This is a genomic window from Paraburkholderia oxyphila NBRC 105797 (assembly GCF_000685075.1).
Lineage (GTDB): Bacteria > Pseudomonadota > Gammaproteobacteria > Burkholderiales > Burkholderiaceae > Paraburkholderia > Paraburkholderia oxyphila.
The window spans coordinates 67,162-89,874 of record NZ_BAYD01000011.1 but is presented as its reverse complement, the minus strand read 5'-3'; the positions used below and the strand labels follow the sequence as shown (position 1 = coordinate 89,874).

Sequence of the window (22,713 nt, the reverse complement as noted above, 5' to 3'; positions counted from 1 at the left end):
AAGCATGAACGTCGAAATTTCTTCCACGCTTCTGGAGCCGCCTGCCGAGACAGGCGAGCCGCGCCGCGCGCACGCGCCTTCGAATCCACCGGCGCGCATCGAGGACGACGCACACGCGATTGCCACCGCACAACGTCTTGCGAATGCATTTGCACAGGACGCCGCGCTGCGCGATCGCGAGCGCCGTTTGCCCTGGGCCGAACTCGACGCGTTCGTCGCGAGCGGGCTGTGGACGATCACGGTGCCGCGCGAACATGGGGGCCCGGGCGTGAAGAGCGGCACGCTCGCCGAGGTGACGGCGACCATCGCCGCGGCGGACGGCTCGCTCGGGCAGATTCCGCAGAATCATTTCTACGCGCTCGAAGTGCTGCGCGTGGGCGGGAGCGCGCAGCAGCAGCGTTTCTTTTACGAGCGCGTGCTTGCGGGCGAGCGCTTCGGCAACGCGCTGGCCGAGATCGGCCACAAGGATTTCCAGCGCCGCACGCGGCTTTCGCGCGATGCGCGCGGCTGGCGCGTCGACGGACGCAAGTTCTATTGCACGGGCGCACTCTACGCGCATTGGATTCCCACGCTGGTGGTGAGCGAGGAAGCGGGGCGCGACGTGACGTATCTCGCGTTCGTGCCGCGTGGCGCGCCGGGCGTGACGATCACCGACGACTGGGACGGCTTCGGTCAGCGCGTGACGGGCAGCGGCTCCGTGCAGTTCGACGACGTGCGCGTCGAGCAGGAATGGATCGTGCCGTTTCAGGCGTCGTTCGAGCGGCCGACGACCATCGGGCCACTCGCGCAGATCCTCCACGCGGCCATCGATCTCGGGCAGGCGCGCGGCGCCTTCGAAGCGGCGCTGCAGTTCGTGCGCGAGCACTCGCGCCCGTGGATCGACGCAAAGGTCGAGCGCGCCGCCGACGATCCGCTCACGCTCGCTCAATTCGGCGATCTTTCCGCGCGTCTGGCCGCCGCCGAGGCGCTGGTGCGCCGCGCGGGCCGCTACGTGGATGCCGCACAAGCCGCGCCGGGCGAGCGCGCCGTAGCCGTGGCATCGATTGCCGTAGCCGAAGCGCGCGCGCTCACCACGACGGTTTCGCTCGAGGCAGGCTCGCGCCTTTTCGAGCTCGCGGGCACGGCGGCCACGCTCGACGGTCTCGGGCTCGATCGTTTCTGGCGCAACGCGCGCACGCACACGCTGCATGACCCCGTGCGCTGGAAGTATCACGCTGTCGGCAACTTCTATCTGAACGATGCGCTGCCGCCGCGGCACGGAGCCTTGTGATGACCAAACCGGACAAGAAGATTCTGCTCAACGCGTTCAACATGAACTGCGTGGGGCATATCAATCATGGGCTATGGACGCATCCGCGCGACCGCTCGACCGATTACCGGCAACTGGCGTATTGGACCGATCTCGCTCGCACGCTCGAGCGCGGTTTCTTCGATGGGCTTTTTCTCGCGGATATCGTGGGCGTTTACGACGTGTATCAACGCAATGTCGACGTGACGCTGCGCGAGTCGATCCAGTTGCCGGTGAACGACCCTACGCTGCTGGTGCCCGCGATGGCGGCCGTTACGCAGCATCTGGGCTTCGGCGTGACGGTGAATCTCTCGTATGAGGCGCCATATCTGCTCGCGCGGCGCTTTTCCACGCTCGATCACCTTACCCAGGGGCGCATTGGCTGGAACATCGTGACCGGTTATCTGGACAGCGCGGCGCGTGCGATGGGCGTGCCGGAGCAACTGCCGCACGACGAGCGCTACGAGCGGGCCGACGAATATCTGGAGGTGCTCTACAAGCTCTGGGAAGGCAGCTGGGAAGCGGACGCGGTGCTGCGCGACAAGGCGGCGCGCGTGTACGCGGATCCCGCGAAGGTCCATCGCGTGCGGCACGCGGGGCGTTATTACAACGTCGATGGCTACCATCTTGCCGAGCCTTCGCCGCAGCGCACACCGGTGCTGTTTCAGGCGGGCAGCTCGGGGCGCGGGCAGCGCTTCGCCGCGCGCCACGCCGAATGCGTGTTCATCTCGCCGCCCAATCGCGCGGTGGGACGCGAGACCGTGCGCGCGCTGCGCGAGCACATGGTGCGCGCCGGAAGGCGGCCCGATGACGTGAAGGTGTTTGTCGGCGCTGCGGTGGTGCCGGGTGCGACCGAGCGGGAGGCGCGCGAGAAGTATGCCGACTATCGCCACTATGCGAGCCGCGAGGCGGGGCTTGCGCATTTCGCGGCGAGCACGGGCATCGACTACGCGCAATACGATCTCGACGCACCGGTTGACTACGCCGGGGGCAATGCGATCGAATCGGCCTCGCGCACGGCGAAGCAGCAGGGCTGGACGCGCCGCGCGCTGCTGGAGATGTTCGAGCTGGGCGGCCGATATCCGGCGATCGTCGGCAGTGCGGCGCAGGTCGCGGACGAACTGCAGGCTTGGGTCGAAGAGGCCGGCGTGGACGGCTTCAACCTGAGCCGCACGGTGGTGCCGGAAAGCTACGAGGATTTCGTCGATCTGATCGTCCCCGAGTTGCAGAATCGCGGCCTCTACAAGACCGCGTACGAGGCGGGCACACTGCGCCACAAGCTGTTTGGCGCGGGCGACACGCTGCCGGAACGTCACGCAGGCGCGACGTTCCGGCATGAGGTGGCCACGCCCGCGTGAGCGTCGCTACGCCCGGCGTAGCGGTGTTCAATGCCCCTGACGTGCGGATTGGAGGAGGTTTCCGCAATATCGGCTATGGTGATATTCCCGGTTTATGCTTGCAAGTGATATTGTCAAGATATCGTCCACAGGCATATAATCGGTTTATGCTTCACAGGAATATCACATGAAGATCATCGTCCATACGCCGACGGGGCTCGCCGAGATCCTGCAGTCGGCCAGAAAGTCGTGCGGCATGACCCAGGCTCAGGCGGCCGCATCGCTCGGCATTGGGCAGCCGCGCCTCTCTGCGCTAGAAACCACCGGAACGGCGAGCATCTCGCTCAACCAGATGCTCGCCCTGTTCGCGCTCTACGACCTCGAACTGTGCGTGCAGTCGCGCGACCGGGGCGAGCTCTACGAGGCGCGCGAAGACCAGCCGGAGTGGTAGGCGATGGGGCGCAAATCGCACTCGCGCACGCTCTCGATCTGGGCCAACGGTGAGCGCGTCGGCACCTGGACGCTGCCTCCAACGGGCGAGACCGAACTGCGCTACGACCCGGAGTGGAAGGCTTCGGCAGCGGGGCGGCCGCTTTCGCTCTCGCTGCCGTTCGGCGTGGGCGAGCGGCCGCTGCGCGGCGCGCGCGTCTATAACTATTTCGACAATCTGCTGCCCGACAGCACGCACATTCGCCGGCGCATTGCGGCGCGCTTTGGCACCGACTCACTCGGCGCGTTCGATCTGCTCAAGGCGATCGGACGCGATTGTGTCGGCGCGGTGCAACTGCTGGGCGAGGACGAGACGCCAGAGCGCATCGAACGCATCGAGGGCACGCCACTCGACGATGCCGCCATCGAGCGGCTCCTGCTCGAAACCTCGGGCGCGCTGCCGGGCGGCACGGGCGACCCCGACGAAGAGTTGCGCATCTCGCTCGCGGGCGCGCAGGAAAAGACCGCGCTGCTCCATCACGAGGGCCGCTGGCATCTGCCGCACGGCGCCACGCCCACCACGCATATCCTCAAGCTGCCGCTTGGCCTGATCGGCCATCGCAAAGTGGACTTTCTGACCTCGGTGGAGAACGAGTGGCTTTGCCTCGCGTTGCTCAAGGCCTATGGGCTGCCGGTTTCATCGGCGCGCATCGCCACATTCGGCGCGCAGAAAGTGCTGGCCGTCGAGCGATTCGACCGCGCCGTCTCGCGCAGTGGTGCGCTGCTGCGTTTGCCACAGGAGGATTTTTGCCAGGCGCTCGGCGTTCCGCCGCACTTCAAGTACGAATCCCAGGGTGGCCCTGGCGTGCGCGAGATCGCTGACCTTTTGCGCCAATCGCAGGCCGCGCGCGAGGACATCGAAACGTTTCTCACCGCGCAAATCGTATTCTGGATGATGGCCGCGCCCGACGGCCATGCGAAGAATTTCAGCCTGCGCCTCTTGCCGGGCGGCCGCTTTCAGCTCGCGCCGCTCTACGACGTCATGTCGATCTGGCCCGTGGAGGGCGACGGCGGCAATCAATGGTCGTGGCACAAGGCCACGCTGGCGATGGCGATGTGGGGCAAGGGGCGGCACTATCGCATGCGCGACGTCAAGCGTGCGCATTTCGACACCACCGCGCAGCTGTGCCACTACGGCGCCGATGCCGCGCCTGTCGTCGAGCGTCTGGTCGCGCGTACCCCGTCAGTCATCGACGAAGTGGCGGCCACGTTGCCGGAGGGGTTTCCGGAGCGCGTGGCCGCCAAGCTGTTCGACGGGCTGCGCTTCTCCGCGCAGCGGCTCGCTTCGTAGCTTCGCCGCCGCGCTCGTGAAGCTGCAGGCGCGCAGCGAACGGGGAAATCAGCGGATAGAAGAGGGATGCTTCGCGAGCGGCGTGACGTGCATCTTCATGTACGGGAAGAGCGGCAGTCCGGAAAGCAGCGTGTGCAGCTCGTCGTTCGACTCCACGTCGAAGACGCTGTAGTTCGCGTATTCGCCCACCACGCGATAGAGCGCCTGCCATTTGCCTTGTCGCTGCAGATCCTGCGAGTAGGCCTTTTCGCGCGCCTTGATCTCTTCGGCTTGGGCGGCGGGCATGTCGGTGGGGATGTGCACATCCATACGTACCAGAAACAGCATCGTTCGATCCTCAGTCAATTAAAGTAATCAGGAAGCCGCGACGCTCGCACGCGGCTTGTCGCGACGATAATGCGCGAGCTTGTCTTCGTCGAGCGCGACGCCAAGCCCGGGGCCATCCGGCAGATGCAGGCAGAAGTCGCGATACGCGGGCCGGTCGACCACAATATCGTCCTTCACGAGCAGCGGCCCGAACAGCTCCGTGCCCCACGCAAGCCTCGGCAGCGTCGCGAAGCAATGCGCTGCCGCGAGCGTGCCCACGCTGCCTTCGAGCATGGTTCCGCCATAGAGCGCCATGCCGCCCGCGTCGCCCACGGCGGCGGTGCGCAGCGTGCCATAGAGGCCGCCCGACTTCATGATCTTCAGCGCGAACACGTCCGCGCACGCGCCGCGCACGAGGTCGATGGCGTCCTCGGGCCCCATCAGCGTTTCGTCGGCCATGATCGGCACGACGAAACGTGCAGCAAGCCGCGCGAGCGCCGCGCGCTGCTCGCGTGGCACCGGTTGCTCGATCAGGTCGATGCCGGCCGCTTCGAGCATGGCGATGCCGGTTGCGGCCTCGGCTTCGTTCCAGGCCTGATTGACGTCCACGGTCACGCGGGCACGGTCGCCCAGCGCGCGCTTGATGGCCGACACGTGCGCCACGTCTTCGCGCACGCTGCGCCGGCCGATCTTGAGCTTGAAGGTATCGTGGCGGCGCTCGGCGAGCCAGCGCTCGGCTTCCTCGATATCGCGCTGCGTGTCGCCGCTCGCGAGCGTCCACAGCGTGGGCAAGGCGGTGCGCACCGCGCCGCCGAGCAGCGTGGAGAGCGAGACGCCAAGGCGCTTGCCCTGCGCGTCGAGCAGCGCCGTTTCCAGCGCGCACTTCGCGAAGCGGTTGCCGCGCGCGACCTTGTCGAGCCGGGCCATGGCCGCGTGCACATTGGTTGCGTCCACACCCTTGAGCGCGGGCGCGAGGTAGGTGTCGATGGTGAGCTTGATGCCTTCGGGGCTTTCGTCGCCATACGACAGGCCACCGATGGTGGTGGCCTCGCCGATGCCTTCGATGCCGTCGCTGCAGCGCAATCTGACGATGACGAGCGTCTGCTGCTGCATGGTGGCCATCGCGAGCTGGTGGGCGCGAATGGTCGGCAGATCCACGAGGATCGCTTCAACGGAGCTTACGGTTGCGTTCATACCTGGCAGATTGGGTCGAGTGATTTGAGCCGAGTATGCAGGCCGTTCGATCGGCGTGTCCAACACCGAAAATGTCTAAATCGATACTCGCCGGGTATGGTGCTGGCGGGTGCGGGTCGGTGCTGGCTCAGCGCTCGGGCGGCGCAAGGTGCTCCATCTTGCCTTCCTCGTAGAGCACGTAGATGAGTTCGAGCATGCGGCGCACGTCCTCGGATTCGTCGAGCATGCGCATGCTCATGATGATGGGCGAGACGAGCTTCGCGTCGTCGAGATCCTTGTAGGCGACGTCGTCGCGCTTGAGGCCATAGACGCTGCTCGGCACGATCGATATGCCTTCGCCCGCCGCCACGAGGCCGAGCGCGATCTGCAGCTCGCGTGCCTCATAAATGCGCTGCGGCTCGAGCGCGCGGTCGTGAAAGGCCGCAAGCACCTGGTCGGCGTAACTGGGGCGCGGGTGCTTCGGGTAAATGATGAGGGTCTCGTTGACGAGCTCGCGCAGCGAGAGCAGCTCCTTGGCATCGATGAGCGGGTGTCCGAGCGGCAGCGCAACGATCAGGCGCTCCTCGCGCAGCACCACGCGGCGGATGCTCGGATCCTCCAGACGAATGCGGCCGAATCCCACGTCGATGCGGCCCTCCTTGAGGGCCTTGATCTGCTCCATCGTCGTCATTTCGACGAGGCTCAGTTCGACGGCAGCATTCTCCTGACGATAACGCCGGATGATTTTCGGCAGCATGCCGTAAAGCGTCGAGGCGACGAAACCCACCGAAAGACTGCGCTCGATCTTGCCCACGCGCCGCGTCATGGACTCGAGCTCAGTGGTCTGCGCGAGCAGTTGCACCGCGTGCTGATAGAAGAAGCGGCCGGTGTCGGTGAGCTTGAGCGGGCGCGAGTCGCGCTCGAAGAGTTGCACGCCCAGCATCTCCTCGAGCTGCTGGATTTGCCGCGAAAGCGGCGGCTGCGCGATGTGCAGCCGCTGGGCGGCGCGCGTGAAATTGCGCTCTTCGGCCACGGCCACGAAGTAGCGCAGGTGTCTCAGCTCCATGTTCATACCTGCTGGATATGGTCCTGATACTAAATCAGTGTTGGACGCGCCTGTCGCTGCCCAACTATGCTTCTCTCACAGCAATCGCCGCATTTCATTATACCTTCGGAGCATGAGAACTCCGGTTTGTGGCGGCGAGAGGAACCCGAGACATTTTTCCCCGCAGATAACGAAGTGGAGACAGTAGCCATGAGCGCGAAGGTATTCGACAGCAAGGAAGTCCAGGAACTCCTGAAAGCAGCCACCAATCTCGGCGGCGCGGGCGGCAACCCCCGCTTCAAACAGGTTCTCAATCGTCTGCTGGGCGACCTGTTCAAGGCCATCGACGATCTCGACGTCACGCCCGATGAAGTCTGGGCCGGCATCAACTACCTGAACAAGCTCGGCAAGGACGGCGAAGCCGCGCTCCTTGCTGCGGGCCTGGGCCTGGAGAAGTACCTCGACATTCGCATGGACGCAGCGGACAAGGCGGTCGGCATCGAAGGCGGCACGCCGCGCACTATCGAAGGCCCACTGTATGTGGCTGGCGTGCCGCTGCGCGACGGCGTGTCGAAGATCGACATCAATGCCGACGCCGACGCGGGCCCGCTCGTCATCCACGGCACGGTGACCGGTCCGGACGGCAAGCCGGTCGCGGGTGCCGTGGTGGAGTGCTGGCATGCCAATTCGAAGGGCTTTTATTCGCACTTCGACCCCACGGGTGCGCAGAGCGACTTCAACCTGCGTGGCGCCGTGAAGACCGGCGCCGACGGCAAGTACGAATTCCGCACGCTGATGCCGGTGGGCTACGGCTGTCCTCCCCAAGGCGCGACGCAGCAACTGCTGGATGCGATTGCCCGCCATGGCAACCGCCCCGCACACGTGCACTTCTTCGTCACCAGCGACAGCCACCGCAAGCTCACCACGCAGTTCAACATCGAAGGCGATCCGCTGATCTGGGACGACTTCGCCTACGCCACCCGCGAGGAGCTGATTCCCGCTGTCACGGAAAAGACCGGTGGTACGGCGTTGGGCCTGAAGGCCGACACGTACAAGGACATCGAATTCAACTTTGCGCTGACCACGCTGGTGCAGGGCAAGGACAACCAGATCGTCAACCGCCCGCGCGTTTCAGCCGAGGCGTAACAGGCCACTACGCGCCCTCAACGCCCGCCAGGGCGGCGGCCAGATAGCGCCGCCGCCAAAGCGGGATCCCCCAAGCATCATTCGATACCGGTGCGCGAATTCTGTGCAGGGGCCAGCTCGCGTCTACGGAGAGGAAACATGTCCGCCATTATCGACAAAGCCAACGAACTGGATCACCTGCTCGCCACCGCGGTGCAGGACGACAAAGAGGCCGGTATCTTCCGTTGCCGTCGCGATATCTTCACCAACGCCGATTTGTTCGAACTGGAGATGAAGCATATCTTCGAAAAGAACTGGGTATATCTCGCGCACGAAAGCCAGATTCCGAACAACAATGATTACTACACGACGTGGATCGGCCGCCAGCCCGTGGTCATCACGCGTGACAAGACCGGTGAGCTGCGCGCCGTCATCAATGCCTGTGCGCATAAGGGGGCGATGCTGTGCCGGCGCAAGCATGGCAACAAGGGCAGCTTCACGTGTCCGTTCCACGGCTGGACCTTCTCCAATACCGGCAAGCTGCTGAAGGTGAAGGACGAGAAGACCACCGAATACCCCGTGCAATTCAATACTGAGGGGTCGCACGACCTGAAGAAAGTCGCCCGCTTCCAGAACTATCGCGGCTTCCTCTTCGGCAGTCTCAATGCGGACGTCGTGCCGCTCGAGGACTACCTTGGCGAAGCCCGCGTGATCATCGACCAGATCGTCGACCAGGCGCCCGAAGGCCTCGAAGTGCTGCGCGGCAATTCCTCGTATGTCTACGAAGGCAACTGGAAGATGCAGATGGAGAACGGCTGCGACGGTTACCACGTCAGCACCGTTCACTGGAACTACGCCGCCACGATGGGGCGCCGCAAGGAAGACGGTACGCAGGCCGTGGATGCGAACAGCTGGAGCAAGTCGGTGGCCGGCGTCTATGGTTTCGAACACGGCCATATCCTGCTGTGGACCCAGACGATGAACCCCGAAGTGCGGCCGGTCTATCGCCAGCGCGATGAAATCCAGGCACGCGTGGGCGAGGTGAAGGCGGACTTCATCGTGAACCAGACTCGCAACCTCTGCCTGTATCCGAATGTGTTCCTGATGGACCAGTTCAGCACGCAGATTCGCGTGGTGCGGCCGATCAGCGTGGACAAGACCGAAGTCTCCATCTTCTGCTTCGCGCCGAAGGGCGAGAGCGCCGACGACCGCGCGACGCGCATTCGCCAGTATGAAGACTTCTTCAACGTCTCCGGCATGGGCACGGCCGACGACCTCGAAGAATTCCGCGCCTGCCAGAACGGCTATGCCGGCACGACCGCGCTCTGGAACGACTTGTCGCGCGGTGCGCCGCTGTGGGTCGAAGGCGCGGACGAGAACGCGAAGAAGATGGGGCTGAAGCCGCTCATTTCGGGCGAGCGCAGTGAAGACGAAGGCTTGTTCGTGTGTCAGCACGAATACTGGGTGCGCGTGATGCGTGACGCGCTGAAAAAGGAACAGGAAGGGGCGCTGGCATGAGCTTCGATTACCAGAAAATTTGTGCCGCGCTTTACCGTGAAGCGCGTCTGCTCGATGACCGCCAGTGGGACGAATGGCTGGCCTGTTATGCGGAAGACGTCACCTACTGGATGCCGGCATGGGATGACGACGACCAGTTGACCGACGACCACGAAAGCCAGATCTCGCTGATGTACTACCCGGACAAGGGTGGGCTCGAGGATCGCGTCTTTCGCATCAAGACCGAGCGCAGCGGCGCTTCGACGCCCGAGCCGCGCACCAGCCACAACGTCACGAACGTGGAAGTGCTGGCCGAGCGCGCGGAAGAAGTGGACGTGCGCTACAACTTTCACACGCTCAGCCACCGCTACCGGGTGAACGACCAATACTTCGGCACGATGTTCGTGACCTTGCGTAAGTCTGGCGACGACTTGTTGATTGCATACAAGAAGATCGTCCTGAAGAACGACTATATCCGGCAGGTTCTCGACGTCTACCACGTTTGACGTCGTAGCCACCAGGCATCAGAGGCAGCGGAGGAGGTTCCCATGTCCAGTTTCAAAATTGCACTGAATTTCGAAGACGGCGTTACCCGTTTCATCGACTGTAAGGCGGGTGAGAAAGTCCTCGACGCTGCCTTTCGGGCCAAGATCAATCTGCCGATGGATTGCTCCGATGGCGTTTGCGGGACCTGCAAATGCCGCGCGGAAAGCGGAAGCTACGATCTCGGCGACGACTACATCGAGGACGCGCTGACCGAGGACGAGAAAGATGGGGGCCTCGTGCTGACCTGCCAGATGGTGCCGCAAAGCGATTGCGTAATCGCCATTCCGACGTCGTCGACCGCATGCAAGACCGGTCACAGCAAGTTCGCCGCCACCGTGTCGAAAGTCGAGCAGCACAACGATGCGGCCGTCGTGCTCGAAATGGATGTGGATGCGAACGCTCCGGTGTTCCTGCCTGGCCAGTATGTGAATATCGACGTGCCCGGCAGTGGCCAGCATCGTTCATATTCGTTCTCATCGGCGCCGGGCGAAGCGAAGATCAGCTTCCTGATCAAGAAAATCCCCGGTGGTGTGATGAGCACCTGGCTGGAAGCCGCGCAGCCGGGCGAAAAGCTGGAGCTGCATGGCCCGCTCGGCAGCTTCTACCTGCGCGACGTGCAGCGGCCGCTGCTGTTCCTCGCCGGCGGCACGGGCCTCGCGCCGTTCCTTTCGATGCTCGAAGTGCTGGCGCGCACGAATTCGCAGCAGAAGGTGCATCTGATCTACGGCGTCACGCGCGATCTCGATCTCGTGCAGGTGGAGGAGGTCGAGGCGTACACGGCGAAGCTGCCGAATTTCAGCTTTGCCACCGTGGTGGCCGAAGAGCAATCGAGCCATCCGCGCAAGGGCTGGGTGACGCAGCACATCCCGGCCAATGCGCTGAACGACGGCGACGTCGATGTCTACCTGTGCGGCCCGCCGCCGATGGTCGACGCCGTGCGCAAGTATTTCGACGACGAGGGCGTGAAGCCGAACAGCTTCCACTACGAGAAGTTCACTCCTAACGCACCGGCGAAGGCGGCTTGATCATGCAACGATTCACAGGCAAGGTCATCGTCGTCACCGGCGCCGCGCAGGGCATTGGCCGTGGCGTGGCGCTGCGCGCGGCCGCCGAAGGCGGCAAGGTGCTGTTTGTCGATCGCGCCGATTTCGTTGCTGACGTGGCCGCAGAAGCGCAGGGCGCCGATACCGCGGGATTCGTCGCCGATCTGGAGACGTACGAGGGTGCCCAGGCGGCGATGGCGTTCGCTGCCCAGAAGTTCGGCGGCATCGACATTCTGATCAACGGCGTGGGCGGCGCGATTCGCATGCGTCCGTTTGCCGAATTCGAGCCGGCGCAGATCGACGCGGAAATTCGCCGCTCGCTGATGCCCACGCTGTACACGTGTCACGCGGTGCTGCCGCATCTGCTCGCGCGCGGCGGCGGGACCATCGTCAACGTTTCGTCGAACGCTACGCGCGGCATTCGTCGCGTGCCGTACTCGGCGGCCAAGGGTGGCGTCAACGCGTTGACGCAGGCGCTGGCGATGGAATACGCGGAGCACAATATTCGTGTGGTCGCCAGTGCGCCGGGCGGCACCAGCGCGCCTCCCCGACGCGTTCCGCGCAACACCGCCGGAGACAGCGAGCAGGAAAAGGCATGGATGAACGAAGCGGTGAAGCAAGTCACCGAATCGACGTTCTTCAAGCGCTACGGCACGCTCGACGAGCAGATAGCACCGATCCTCTTTCTCGCCTCGGACGAGGCCAGCTACATCACCGGCGCTGTATTGCCGGTTGCGGGTGGAGACAACGGCTGACCTATGAACGCCTTGCGCCAGTTGGTCAAAGATTGCTCGCTGCCGGCCTTGCTGGCCGGCTGTATCGCCACGCTGATCTCATTCGCCGGGCCGCTCGTCATCGTGTTCCAGGCGGCGCAAGGCTTGCCCCATGCGCTGCTTGAATCATGGGTTTGGTCGATCGCGGTGGGCTCGGGCGTGCTCGGCATCGTGCTGTCGTTGCGCTACAAGGTGCCGGTGGTCATCGCGTGGTCGGCGCCGGGCTCGGCGCTGCTGATCACGCTGCTGCCGACGGTGGACTATGCGGCGGCAGTCGGTGCGTATCTCGCGGCAAGCCTCGTGATTTTCCTTGCGGGCATCACCGGAACCTTCGACAAGATCGTTTCCAGGCTGCCGGCGGGCATTTCGGCAGCGATGCTGGCGGGCATCCTGTTCGGCTTCACGGCGAAGATGTTCGTTGTGTTGCCCGCGCAACCGGTGCTGGTGGGCGCGATGTTCATTGCCTTCTTTATCGGCCGCCGCGCGTTCCCGCGCTATGCCGTGGTCGGTGTGCTCATTGTGGGTGCGTTGGTCTCGGTTGCAGGTGGCAAGCTCACCGGGCAGGTGCCGTCACTGCAATTCACGAGCCCGGTCTGGACCACGCCGCGCTTCGACTGGCAGGCCATCGTCAACATCTCGCTGCCCTTGGTCGTGGTGGCGCTCACGGGGCAATGGGTGCCGGGCATGGCGGTCATGCGCAACGCAGGCTACACGAAACCCACCGCGGGGCCGGTTATTGCGTGGTCAGCCGCGGCGTCCGCCGTGCTCGCGCCGTTTGGCTGCCATGGCCTGAATCTGGCTGCGATCACCGCGGCGATTTGCACGGGCCATGAGGCGCATGAAGATCCGGCAAAGCGTTACGTCGCCGGCGTATCGGGCGGCTTGTTGTATATCGCGCTCGGTGTAATCGCCGCAACGGTGCTCTCGCTGTTCGCGATGCTGCCACGCGAGCTCATCGCCGCGCTTGCCGGCCTTGCCCTGTTCCCGACTATCGCGAGTGCTTTGGCCGCCTCGATGGCCGATGCCGGCGAGCGCGACGCCGCGCTGGTCACGTTTATCGTGTCGGCGTCCGGCATGTCGCTGTTCGGCTTGGGCGCGGCCTTTTGGGGGCTGCTGTTCGGCCTCGGCGCGCACGCGTTGCTGCGATGGAAGTGGTCACGCCAGACCGGCATGAGCCTGCTTCGGAAATGACGCGAAACCACGAGCGCGGGGCATCCGACCCCGCACGTTGCCGGATCAATGCCCGCGGCAAAAATAGTTGAAATTTTCAACTAAGTGACTATACTCCCATGCGTCGCCGGCACTAGCCGGCGCACGCCATGGGAGTGCGCGCTTGTCCACAGTTCTCTATTCCGGATTTCTCACCTTCAGGCTCGATCTCGCGAGCGCGCTCTTGAGCGAGCGCGCCAACGCGGTCTACCGCGAGCGCTGGGGCCTCGATGTGCGCGCGCTGCGCGTGCTGCGGCTCGTTTGCGCCGAGACCGGCATCACGCCGAAAGCCGTCTCGCAGCGCGCCTTGATCGAGAAAACCCTGCTCTCGAAGACGCTGGCCGAACTGGAGGCACGCGGGCTGATCGGCCGCGACACGCACGCGGAAGACCGCCGCAGCGTCGCGCTGAGCGGCACGCCCGAAGGCGTCAAGGTGGCGCAGGCAACGGCGAAGGTCGGGGCCGCGCTCGAAGCCGATCTCTCGGCCGCGCTCACGCTCGATGAGCGCAAGACCCTGGACCGCCTGCTGGAGAAACTTTCGGATAGCCTGCTGGAAAGCGCCACCGGCGCAACCTGACATGACGGCCTCCCAGGCGCGCAAGCCCATGCGTTGCGCAAGCCGCGCGCTCAACCCACCATCGCCCGCTGTAGCGCCTTATGCCAGCAACAAGGAGTCAACCATGACCAATCTGGTCGAATCGTTCGCGCCCGACATCGACGCGCTTTTGCCCGAGCTCGAAGCGATCTACAAGGATCTGCACGCGCATCCCGAACTCTCGATGCAGGAGTTCCGCACCGCGCAAATCGTCGCCGATTACGTGGAGAAGCTCGGCTTCGAAGTCGTACGTGAAGTCGGCGTGACCGGAGTGGTGGCGCTGCTGCGCAACGGCGAAGGGCCGGTCGTGATGCTGCGCGCCGACATGGACGCGCTGCCCGTGACCGAGGCAACGGGTTTGCCCTATGCGAGCCAGGTCACCACGAAAGACGAAGACGGCGTGCAGGTGGGCGTCGCGCATGCCTGCGGCCATGACATGCATGTGGCCTGGCTGCTGGGCGCGGCGCGTCTCATGGCGACGCACCGCGACGCCTGGCGCGGCACCCTGATGGCCGTTTTCCAGCCCGGTGAGGAAGTAGGGCGCGGTGCGCGCAGCATGATCGACGATGGCATGATCGCGCGCTTTCCGAAGCCCGATGTCATTCTCGGCCAGCACGTGATGGTGGGCCCGGCGGGCACGGTGGGGTATCGCAGCGGCACGATCCTCTCGGCTGGCGACAGCCTCAAGGTCAAGCTCTTCGGCCGCGGCTCGCACGGTTCGCAGCCGCAGACCTCGATCGACCCCGTGATCATGGCCGCTTCCACCACGCTGCGCCTGCAGACCATCGTCTCGCGCGAGATCTCGCCGCGCGACAGCGCCGTGCTGACGATCGGCGCGCTGCAGGCGGGCACGAAGGAAAACATCATCCCCGACGACGCCACGCTCAAGCTCAACATGCGCACCTTCGACGAAGACGTGCGCGAATACATGCTCGGTGCGATCCGCCGCATCTGCTGCGCGGAATGCGCGGCCTCTAACGCGCCCCGCGATCCCGAGTTCACCACGCTCTCGAGCTTTCCGCTCACCGAGAACGACGACGCCACCACCGCGCGGTTGCGCACCGCATTCGAAGCGGTTTTCGGCGAGCGGGCCTACGAAACGCAACCCGCCGCGGCCAGCGAAGACTTCAGCGTGTTCGGGCGCGAATGGGGCGTGCCTTACGCGTTCTGGTTCGTCGGCGGCACCGACCCCGAGGTGTTCGCGCAAGCCCGGGTGGCAAAGAAGATCAACGAGATTCCGAGCAATCACTCCCCACGCTTCGCGCCCGTCATCGACACGACGCTGCGTACGGGACTCGAGGCGATGCTGTGCGCGGCCGGCGCATGGCTTGGCGGCGAAGGCGAACTACAAACCAGCGAACCTGCAAACGGACGCAAAACCGGACAGGAAAGCGAGGCAGCGTGAGTGCAGCACTGGGCGCGCACGTGAGCGCGCATATGAACGTCCATACGGCGTACACGGTTCTCGATCTGATCGGCACTTTCGCGTTCGCGATCTCGGGCGCCGTGGCCGCGCGGCAGCGGCGGCTCGATCTGTTCGGCATTATTGTGGTGACCTTCATGGTGGCGTGCGGCGGCGGCATCGTGCGCGATGTCAGCATCGGCGCGATTCCGCCTGCGGGACTCTCGAACTGGGCCTATCTGGCGGTGTCGCTGCTCGCGGCGGTGCTCACCATTGCGGCCTATCCGCAGGTGCGGCGGCTGCGCCACCCGGTCCTGTTCTTCGACGCGATCGGGCTCGGGCTCTTCGCGGTGGCAGGCGCGCAGAAGGCGTGGATCTGGACCGACAGTGCAGAGACCGCGATCCTGCTCGGCATGGTGAGCGCGGTGGGCGGCGGCGTGCTGCGCGACATCCTGCTCTCGCGTGTGCCCGCTATTCTCGAGCGCGAAATCTATGCGTCGGCGGCGCTGCTGGGTGCGGCGTTGCAAGTTGGCCTCACCGCGAATGACTGGTCGTCGTTCTGGACGCCGTGGGTCGCGACGCTGGCTTGCGTGGCGCTGCGCTTGGCGTCGTTGTATTTCGGCTGGCGCCTGCCCGTGTTCCATACGCGTGAAGGCGTGAAGCGCTCGCATGCTCCAGTGGACTCCACGGGCGACCAGCACAACGCGCAGTAGCGTGATCTACACCGCCTGAACGCAGATAAAGCCGATAAAAGCAGCAGGGCGGCGCGGGGTGCGCCGCCCCTCCCGATGCGATCTGTGCCTATGCACCGAATGCGATGGCTTCGGCAGGCACAGCGGCAATCCGCGGGCCAAAGCTGCGGATGTTCGAGAGCGTCTGGTTGTGATGCTCGCGAATCATGGCTGCCGTGGCGTGATGCTTGTCGTGGGTCGTGTGCGCGTCGGCGGCAAGCGTGACGGCATAGCCGTTGGCCGCTGCGCGGCGCACGGTCGTATCGACGCAAAACTCGCTCGCATATCCGCACACGACCACGTGCTTCACGCCGTGCCGCTCCAGTATCGATCCCAATTCCGTGTTCATGAAGGAATCGGGCGTGCGCTTGCCGACCGTATGGTCTTGCGGCCCCACTCGTAAATCTCCCGATATCTCCCATGCTGGTTCGCCACGCACGAGCTCCTCGTCTTCGTGCTGGATGAATACCACGGGCGCCCCCGCTGCGCGGGCGCGCTGAATCAGCACGTTGATGTTGGCGGTCACCATGGCCGCGTTGCCTGGCAACGGGTCGACAGACACGAGTCCGTGCTGGAAATCGATGACAAGCAGTGCAGTTGTCATGGCAGTGAGATGAGTGATGGAACGTCGATTCTAGCCTGGCTTTGCGTCATTACACTCATTGCGGAATATCAAATTGATTAACTATTTCTGACCAATCTGACAGTCATGGGGCGGAATGATGAACCTAATTAAGAGTTTTCTCGTAGATCAGAAAAAGCCTGCAAAACAAGATGCCGAACCGGGCAATGAATCGCAATTGCTCCACCTGTTCCTTGGCAACGGAGGTAGCGGCACATGCAGGACGCAGCATCAGGACGTGAGGCGGCGCGCCTTGGCGATGTCTCAGACCACGGCGCCGAGGTCAAATGAACCAGCGGTTCGAACATACGATTTCACAAATCGACCACGCCGCATCGGCGACGGACCGTGAGAGGATGACGCGCCGAGCTGGCAACGCCAGGGCAGGCGCATACGAACGGCGAAGCACCTCAGGCAGGGGCGTCAAATCCAGGGGGAAGCAGCCCCGCGCATGGACAAAGAGCGAGCTTGCACTGCTCGGCACGATGCCCGATATCGAAGTTGCACGGCGCATTGGTTCGAACGCAGCGACCGTCAACCGCAAGCGGCTCGAACTCGGTATTCCATCGGTGCGCACCTGTGTCCATCACGAATGGAGCGCGGAGATTCTCGCCATGCTTGGCAAGTATCGCGACCGTGAAATTGCGGAGCGCTTCGGCATACCGCAGTCGACTGTCACGGCAAAGCGCCGCAAGCTGCGTATCTCGTCCATTCGCGGTGAAAGGCGCCACGGTCACGACTGGACAACGGATGCAGTCGCACTGCTTGGCACCATGCCCGACGTCGAAGTCGCGCAACGACTTGGCGTCTGTCTCCTGACCGTTTTCAAGGCGCGCAAGGTGCGCAGGATCCCTTCGGCGCTCAAGCAGGGCTACCTGAAAGCTCAGTGGACAGACGAACACATTACCCTGCTGGGCACGAAGCCGGACACAGCCATTGCGCAGCAAATCGGCGTCACGCCCTTCGCTGTCTGGAAGAAGCGGCATGAGCTAGGGATTCCTTCACATAGCAAACGCACCAGGCAGGGGCTTGTGGTCAATGCGCAGCCCATGAGGCGCTTCGATCAGGTTGTCGAGCAACTCGCGACACCCTCGAAAGGCGTTCCCTGTCTGTCTCCGGGCATACGCGCGCGGCGATACGGATCAGGCGTCGAAGAGACCCTGAAGCGCTGCGCATGGACAGACGAGGCGATAGCCATGCTTGGGACCGTGCCCGATGCGAACATGGCAAAGCGCTTGGGCGTCACCCTTACCACGGTACAGAAAAAGCGCTGGGCGCTGGGCATTCCATCGACACGCGTACAACACACATGGACCGCTGGGGAGATCGCACTGCTGGGCGTGGTTTCCGATGCGGAAGTGGCCAGACGCCTAGGCGTGACGACGAAGGCGGTCAACCTGAAGCGGCACGAGCTTGGTATTGCATCGGCACGCGCACAGGGCAATGCGGGCTGTCACAAGTGGACCCCGGGCCAGCTTGCCTTGCTTGGCACATTACCCGACGAGGATCTGGCCAGGCAGATTGGATTGAGCGCGTATACCGTCACGCAGAAACGGCGCAGCCTGCGAATCGCTCCAGCGCCGCCGCGTGACACCTGGCGCGAAAAGGATATTGCCTTGCTCGGCACCCTGTCCGATGCCGCAGCTGCGCGAAGACTGGGTAGATCGGAATACGTCGTGCGCGTGAAAAGGTGCGCGCTTGGCATCCCGTCCACGCGCGGGCCCCGTGAGTGGAGCGCCGCGGAAATCGCTTTGCTCGGCAAGATAACCGACGCAGAGGTGGCGGCCCGGATCGGCGTGTCGAATACGGCCGTTCACAAGAAGCGCCAGGAGCTTCGCATCGCCCGTGCGCAGCACACGTGGACGGACGATGCCATCGCCTTGCTCGGAACCCTGTCCGATGCGCAAGTGGCGAAACGGGTGGGATGCTGCACCAAGTCGGCTAACCTGAAGCGGCGTGAACTTGGCATTCCTTCATGGCGATCCAATCAGCCTGAAAGTGATGCTGCGCCCAGGAAAGCAGCAGTGGCATTCAGCGGCCGAACCATGGGCGCCGATCGCACCGAATTACGCTCAGTGCCATGAAGCTTCCGTGAGGGAAGACAGCGAAAGCATCAATGAGGTGCATACGCAGCGCGAATGCGCGCCGGCGAGGTTCCGACGTCATGGCAACGCCCTGGGAGGCACCGGAAAAGCACCATTCTCGATGACGCGCTATATTTTTCAGACGCAGTCTACCCAGGCAGGTACGCATCGAACGATGCGTACCTGCCTGGCGGCCGCGTGGAGCATGCCCAGCGGTACTGGATGAATCGCCCCGTGGCCAGTGGCGACGCCGCGCACGATCCGTCGAGCCACGCCATGCTGTATGCGCTCGGCACCACCTACAACCTGAGCGCGCGCACGTTTCTCTACAGCACGGTGGCCTACGTGAACAACAGCAAGGCCGGCACCTTCTCGGTGTTCGCCACGCCGCGCGATTCGAGCTCGCCCTCGAGCCCGATGGCCGGCGAGTCGCAGACCGGAGCGTACATCGGCATGATGCACGTGTTCTGATTCCCGGTGATGAAAGCAGCGTCCTCACACGAAGGTTGAGATCATCATGTCCAGACAATCGGCATCGTCGACATCGACAGGATTCATCGGCGGCATCACGCTGGTATTCACCGCGCTCACCGCGCTTTATCTGCTGATAGGCGGCGCATGGCTGCTCTCGCTCGGCGGCTCCGCGTACTACGTCGTGACCGGCGTCGTGCTGCTCGTCGTGACGTTGCAACTGTACCGGCGCAGTCCCAGCGCGCTCGTGCTCTATGCGCTCGTGCTGGTCGGCACGGCGATCTGGTCGCTCTGGGAGTCGGGGCCCGACTTCTGGGCGCTCGCGCCGCGCTCTGGCGTGCTGGTTGTCTTCGGTGTGTGGCTGCTGCTGCTCGTGAGCTGGCGGCTGCAGGGCGCGAAGACGCTTGGCGTGAGCGCGCTCCTTGGCGCGCTCGTGATCTGGGCGGGCGTGCTGGTCTACGCGTGCTACCACGATCCGCAAACGGTGAACGGCACATTCGGCGCGTCGGCGGGCACGACGCCTGCTGCGAACCCCGACGGTATCGATCCCGCCGACTGGCCCGCCTACGGCCGAACGCAGGAAGGCACGCGCTATTCGCCGCTGCAGCAGATCACGCCGGAAAACGTGAAGAACCTGCAGGTCGCATGGACCTTCCGCACCGGCGACACGAAAGGCCCGAACGATCCGGTCGAGATCACCAATGAAGTCACGCCGCTGAAGATCGGCAATTTGCTCTATCTGTGCTCGCCGCACCAGAAGCTCTTCGCGCTCGACGCGCAGACGGGCGAGCTCAAGTGGAAGTTCGATCCGAAGCTGCAGGCCGATCCGTCGTTTCAGCACGTGACTTGCCGCGGCGTGTCGTATGTCGATCTCTCGGCCAATGAGGTGTCGGCGGAACCCGTTGCGGCCGCAAGCGATGTTGCCGGTGCAGCCTCGGATGTGAGCGCTGCCGCATCGGATACCGCGGCTGCGTCCTCTACGCAAGCCTCAGCGCCTGCCAGCGACACCGCCGCATCGTCCACGCAGGCCGCAGCGCCCGCGAGCGATGCCACCTCGGCGGCGCCGGCCGCGACATCGGCGAACGGCGCCTGCACGCGCCGCATCCTGCTGCCGGTGAACGACGGCCACCTCTACGCGCTCGACGCGATCACCGGCGAGCGCTGCGCGGGCTTCGGCAACAACGGCGATCTCGACCTCCAGCACGCCATGCCCGTTACCACGCCGGGCATGTACGAGCCCACCTCGCCGCCGGTCGTCACGAACACGGTGATCATCGTGGCGGGCGCGGTCGAGGACAACTTCTCGACGCGCGAGCCCTCCGGCGTGATCCGCGGCTTCGACGTGCGCACGGGCAAGCTGCTCTGGGTGTTCGATACGGGCGCGGAGGATCCGAACAAGATCCCGGGCCCGGGCGAGCACTACACGTGGAATTCCCCGAACTCGTGGGCGCCCGGCGCCTACGACGCGAAGCTCGACATCGTTTATCTGCCGATGGGCGTGAAGACACCGGACATCTGGGGCGGCGACCGCACGCCGCTCATGGAGCGCTACGCGAGCGGCATCCTGGCGCTGCATGCGTCCACTGGCAAGCTCGCCTGGTTCTACCAGACCGCGCACCATGACCTGTGGGACATGGACATGCCCTCGCAGCCGACGCTCGCCGACATCACCGACAAGGACGGCAACACCGTGCCGGTCGTGTACGGTCCCGCGAAGACGGGCAACCTGTTCGTGCTGGACCGCCGCACCGGCGCGCTCGTCGTGCCAGCGCCCGAAATGCCGGTGCCGCAGGGCGCGGCGCCCGGCGACCACGTCTCGCCGACGCAGCCGTTCTCCGAGCTCACGTTCCGCCCGAAGAATCTGCTCACCGATGCCGACATGTGGGGCGCCACGATGTACGACCAGCTCGTGTGCCGCGTGATGTTCCACAAGCTGCGCTACGAAGGCACGTTCACGCCGCCTTCGCTGCAAGGCACGCTCGTGTTCCCGGGCAACCTCGGCATGTTCGAGTGGGGCGGCATTGCCATCGACACGGACCGGCAAATCGCCATCGCCAATCCGATCGCGCTGCCGTTCGTCTCGCGGCTGATCCCGCGCGGCCCGGGCAACCCGATCGAGCCGGAGCCGGGCGCCAAGGGCAGCGGCACGGAGTCGGGCATCCAGCCGCAATACGGCGTGCCCTATGGCGTCACGCTCAACCCGTTCCTCTCGCCGTTCGGGCTGCCTTGCAAGCAGCCGGCATGGGGCTACATGGCCGCGATCGACCTGAAGACCAATGAGATCGTGTGGAAGAAGCGCATTGGCACGGTGCACGACAGCTCGCCGATTCCGCTGCCGTTCAAGATGGGCATGCCGATGCTGGGCGGCCCGATCGTGACGTCCGGCGGCGTGGCGTTCATTGGCGCGACGGCCGACAACTATATCCGCGCGTTCGACGTGAATACCGGCAAGGAAATCTGGCGCGCCCGTCTGCCCGCAGGCGGCCAGGCCACCCCGATGACCTATTCGGTCGACGGCCGGCAGTACGTCGTGATCGCCGCGGGCGGGCATGGCTCGTTCGGTACGAAGCTCGGCGACTACGTGATCGCCTACGCGTTGCCGCAGTAACGCGTGCGGTTTTGTACCCGCTCATGTGGACCGAGTGCGCCGCGAGGCGCACTGGTCACGCTCGCCATGTTCCTCGCGCTGGCGGCGCACGCCATGAGCGCGCATGCGCAAAGCGCGGTCACGCTTTACGGCGCGCTCGACACGAGCATCGAATTCACCAACCCGGGCGCGGGCTACGTCGCGCGCATGGACTCGGGCGCGTATCGCGGTTCGCGCATGGGCTTGCTCGGCGCCGAAGACCTCGGCAACGGCGTGAAGATTCTGTTCGACCTGGAGAACGGTTTCGGCTCGAACGACGGCACCTACGCCGTGAGCAATACGATCTTCAACCGCCAGGCGTGGGTTGGCGTGGGCACGCCTTACGGCACGCTGCGCGTGGGCCGACAATACTCGCCCATCTACATCCCGTTCAAGGGCGGGCTCGACGCGTTCGGCGCGGGCACCATCGCTTCGGGGCTCGACAATCTCTCGAAGATCACGCCGTACGAAAGCAACGCGATCACTTACCTGTCGCCCGAATTCCATGGCTTTTCGACGACGCTGATGACCGCGCTGCGCGACGCGAGCGATGCGGACGGCAACGGCATCGCAGGCAACATCGAAACCTTTGTGTATGCCAGCGGCCCGTTCCGCATTTCGTACGCGCATCAGCAGACGCACGGCGATGGCGCGCTGCGCGCGAATCTCGGCGGCGTTTCATACGTATACGGCACGATCACGGGCTTTCTCTCGTTCTTCAACGGCGACGGCGGCACGCCGCGCTATCACAACGACGGCGTCTCGGTCTCGGCGCGTTATGCGGTGAGCGCGCGCTTTCGGGCCTCGCTGGGTTACACGTATATGCGCGACCGTTCCGGCGGCGACAACAACGCCGACCAGTTCAGCGCGGCCTGCGAGTACGACCTCTCCGCACGCGTCCTGCTGTATGCGAGCGCAGGGTGGCTGCGCAACCGCGGGCAAGGCGAAATGACCCTGCGCGGCGTGAACGTCACGGGTCTTCCGCCATCATGGCCGGGGGCGACGGTGCGGGGTGTGCAGCTCGGAATGATCGACCGGTTTTAGGCGCCGGACCTGGCGG

20 protein-coding genes and 1 pseudogene are annotated in these 22,713 nt (G+C 64.5%); 17 read left to right on the top strand and 4 right to left on the bottom strand.

Going from position 1 to position 22,713, the window contains the following annotated elements; genetic code table 11:
- Positions 1-4: 4 nt before the first annotated feature.
- The 4 genes from BO1_RS10190 (at position 5) to BO1_RS10175 (ending at position 4,405) form a co-directional block, all read left to right on the top strand.
- Positions 5-1,270: an SfnB family sulfur acquisition oxidoreductase gene (locus BO1_RS10190; RefSeq protein WP_028217470.1), complete on the top strand. Its 1,266-nt coding sequence runs from the start codon at positions 5-7 to the stop codon at positions 1,268-1,270.
- Positions 1,270-2,646: an LLM class flavin-dependent oxidoreductase gene (locus BO1_RS10185; RefSeq protein WP_028217469.1), complete on the top strand. Its 1,377-nt coding sequence runs from the start codon at positions 1,270-1,272 to the stop codon at positions 2,644-2,646. The genes BO1_RS10190 and BO1_RS10185 overlap by 1 nt, the downstream gene beginning before the upstream one ends.
- Positions 2,647-2,812: 166 nt before the next feature.
- Complete coding sequence (locus BO1_RS10180) at positions 2,813-3,076, top strand: helix-turn-helix domain-containing protein (RefSeq protein WP_028217468.1); 264 nt, start codon at positions 2,813-2,815, stop codon at positions 3,074-3,076.
- A gap of 3 nt (positions 3,077-3,079) precedes the next feature.
- A complete protein-coding gene (locus BO1_RS10175) occupies positions 3,080-4,405 on the top strand; it encodes a type II toxin-antitoxin system HipA family toxin (RefSeq protein WP_028217467.1) in 1,326 nt (441 codons plus the stop codon).
- Between the two features lie 48 nt (positions 4,406-4,453).
- On the opposite strand, the gene catC is transcribed toward BO1_RS10175, so the two are convergent.
- The 3 genes from catC to BO1_RS10160 all read right to left on the bottom strand — a co-directional run bounded on the left by catC (position 4,454) and on the right by BO1_RS10160 (position 6,950).
- Positions 4,454-4,732 carry a muconolactone Delta-isomerase gene (catC, locus tag BO1_RS10170; RefSeq protein ID WP_028217466.1) on the bottom strand — a complete coding sequence of 93 codons (279 nt, stop codon included), beginning with the start codon at positions 4,730-4,732 and terminating at the stop codon, positions 4,454-4,456.
- Positions 4,733-4,759: 27 nt separating this feature from the next.
- The gene (locus tag BO1_RS10165) at positions 4,760-5,905 is read right to left on the bottom strand and encodes a muconate/chloromuconate family cycloisomerase (RefSeq protein ID WP_028217465.1); all 1,146 of its coding nucleotides are present in this window, start codon (positions 5,903-5,905) and stop codon (positions 4,760-4,762) included.
- Positions 5,906-6,032: 127 nt separating this feature from the next.
- Positions 6,033-6,950: a LysR family transcriptional regulator gene (locus BO1_RS10160; protein ID WP_028217464.1), complete on the bottom strand. Its 918-nt coding sequence runs from the start codon at positions 6,948-6,950 to the stop codon at positions 6,033-6,035.
- 189 nt (positions 6,951-7,139) lie between these two features.
- Between BO1_RS10160 and catA the strand changes: the two genes are divergently transcribed.
- From catA to BO1_RS10115, 9 genes are all read left to right on the top strand, one after another.
- Positions 7,140-8,075: a catechol 1,2-dioxygenase gene (catA, locus tag BO1_RS10155; RefSeq protein WP_028217463.1), complete on the top strand. Its 936-nt coding sequence runs from the start codon at positions 7,140-7,142 to the stop codon at positions 8,073-8,075.
- Between the two features lie 138 nt (positions 8,076-8,213).
- On the top strand, positions 8,214-9,572 hold the full coding sequence (locus BO1_RS10150; protein ID WP_028217462.1) for a Rieske 2Fe-2S domain-containing protein: 1,359 nt from the start codon (positions 8,214-8,216) through the stop codon (positions 9,570-9,572).
- Positions 9,569-10,057, top strand: a complete 489-nt coding sequence (gene benB / locus BO1_RS10145; protein ID WP_028217461.1) for a benzoate 1,2-dioxygenase small subunit — start codon at positions 9,569-9,571, stop codon at positions 10,055-10,057. The genes BO1_RS10150 and benB overlap by 4 nt, the downstream gene beginning before the upstream one ends.
- A gap of 42 nt (positions 10,058-10,099) precedes the next feature.
- Positions 10,100-11,122 carry a benzoate 1,2-dioxygenase electron transfer component BenC gene (benC, locus tag BO1_RS10140; protein ID WP_028217460.1) on the top strand — a complete coding sequence of 341 codons (1,023 nt, stop codon included), beginning with the start codon at positions 10,100-10,102 and terminating at the stop codon, positions 11,120-11,122.
- A gap of 2 nt (positions 11,123-11,124) precedes the next feature.
- On the top strand, positions 11,125-11,895 hold the full coding sequence (gene benD / locus BO1_RS10135) for a benzoate diol dehydrogenase BenD (protein WP_028217459.1): 771 nt from the start codon (positions 11,125-11,127) through the stop codon (positions 11,893-11,895).
- Positions 11,896-11,898: 3 nt separating this feature from the next.
- On the top strand, positions 11,899-13,104 hold the full coding sequence (locus BO1_RS10130) for a benzoate/H(+) symporter BenE family transporter (RefSeq protein WP_043284384.1): 1,206 nt from the start codon (positions 11,899-11,901) through the stop codon (positions 13,102-13,104).
- Between the two features lie 142 nt (positions 13,105-13,246).
- The gene (locus tag BO1_RS10125; protein ID WP_028217457.1) at positions 13,247-13,699 is read left to right on the top strand and encodes a MarR family winged helix-turn-helix transcriptional regulator; all 453 of its coding nucleotides are present in this window, start codon (positions 13,247-13,249) and stop codon (positions 13,697-13,699) included.
- Between the two features lie 103 nt (positions 13,700-13,802).
- Positions 13,803-15,122, top strand: coding sequence for a M20 family metallopeptidase (locus BO1_RS50455; RefSeq protein ID WP_043284381.1), 1,320 nt, complete (start codon positions 13,803-13,805; stop codon positions 15,120-15,122).
- 32 nt (positions 15,123-15,154) lie between these two features.
- The gene (locus BO1_RS10115; protein WP_028217456.1) at positions 15,155-15,832 is read left to right on the top strand and encodes a trimeric intracellular cation channel family protein; all 678 of its coding nucleotides are present in this window, start codon (positions 15,155-15,157) and stop codon (positions 15,830-15,832) included.
- 88 nt (positions 15,833-15,920) lie between these two features.
- On the opposite strand, the gene BO1_RS10110 is transcribed toward BO1_RS10115, so the two are convergent.
- Positions 15,921-16,454, bottom strand: coding sequence for a cysteine hydrolase family protein (locus BO1_RS10110; RefSeq protein ID WP_028217455.1), 534 nt, complete (start codon positions 16,452-16,454; stop codon positions 15,921-15,923).
- A 305-nt stretch (positions 16,455-16,759) separates the two neighbouring features.
- On the opposite strand from BO1_RS10110, the gene BO1_RS56295 reads away from it, so the two are divergent.
- From BO1_RS56295 to BO1_RS10085, 4 genes and pseudogenes are all read left to right on the top strand, one after another.
- Positions 16,760-18,556 carry a hypothetical protein gene (locus tag BO1_RS56295; protein ID WP_052409417.1) on the top strand — a complete coding sequence of 599 codons (1,797 nt, stop codon included), beginning with the start codon at positions 16,760-16,762 and terminating at the stop codon, positions 18,554-18,556.
- Between the two features lie 186 nt (positions 18,557-18,742).
- Positions 18,743-19,027, top strand: a pseudogene (locus BO1_RS10095) (porin); the annotation flags it as partial.
- Positions 19,028-19,073: 46 nt separating this feature from the next.
- Positions 19,074-21,635, top strand: coding sequence for a glucose/quinate/shikimate family membrane-bound PQQ-dependent dehydrogenase (locus BO1_RS10090; RefSeq protein ID WP_028217453.1), 2,562 nt, complete (start codon positions 19,074-19,076; stop codon positions 21,633-21,635).
- 66 nt (positions 21,636-21,701) lie between these two features.
- Positions 21,702-22,697, top strand: coding sequence for a porin (locus tag BO1_RS10085; protein WP_043284378.1), 996 nt, complete (start codon positions 21,702-21,704; stop codon positions 22,695-22,697).
- Positions 22,698-22,713: the final 16 nt, after the last annotated feature.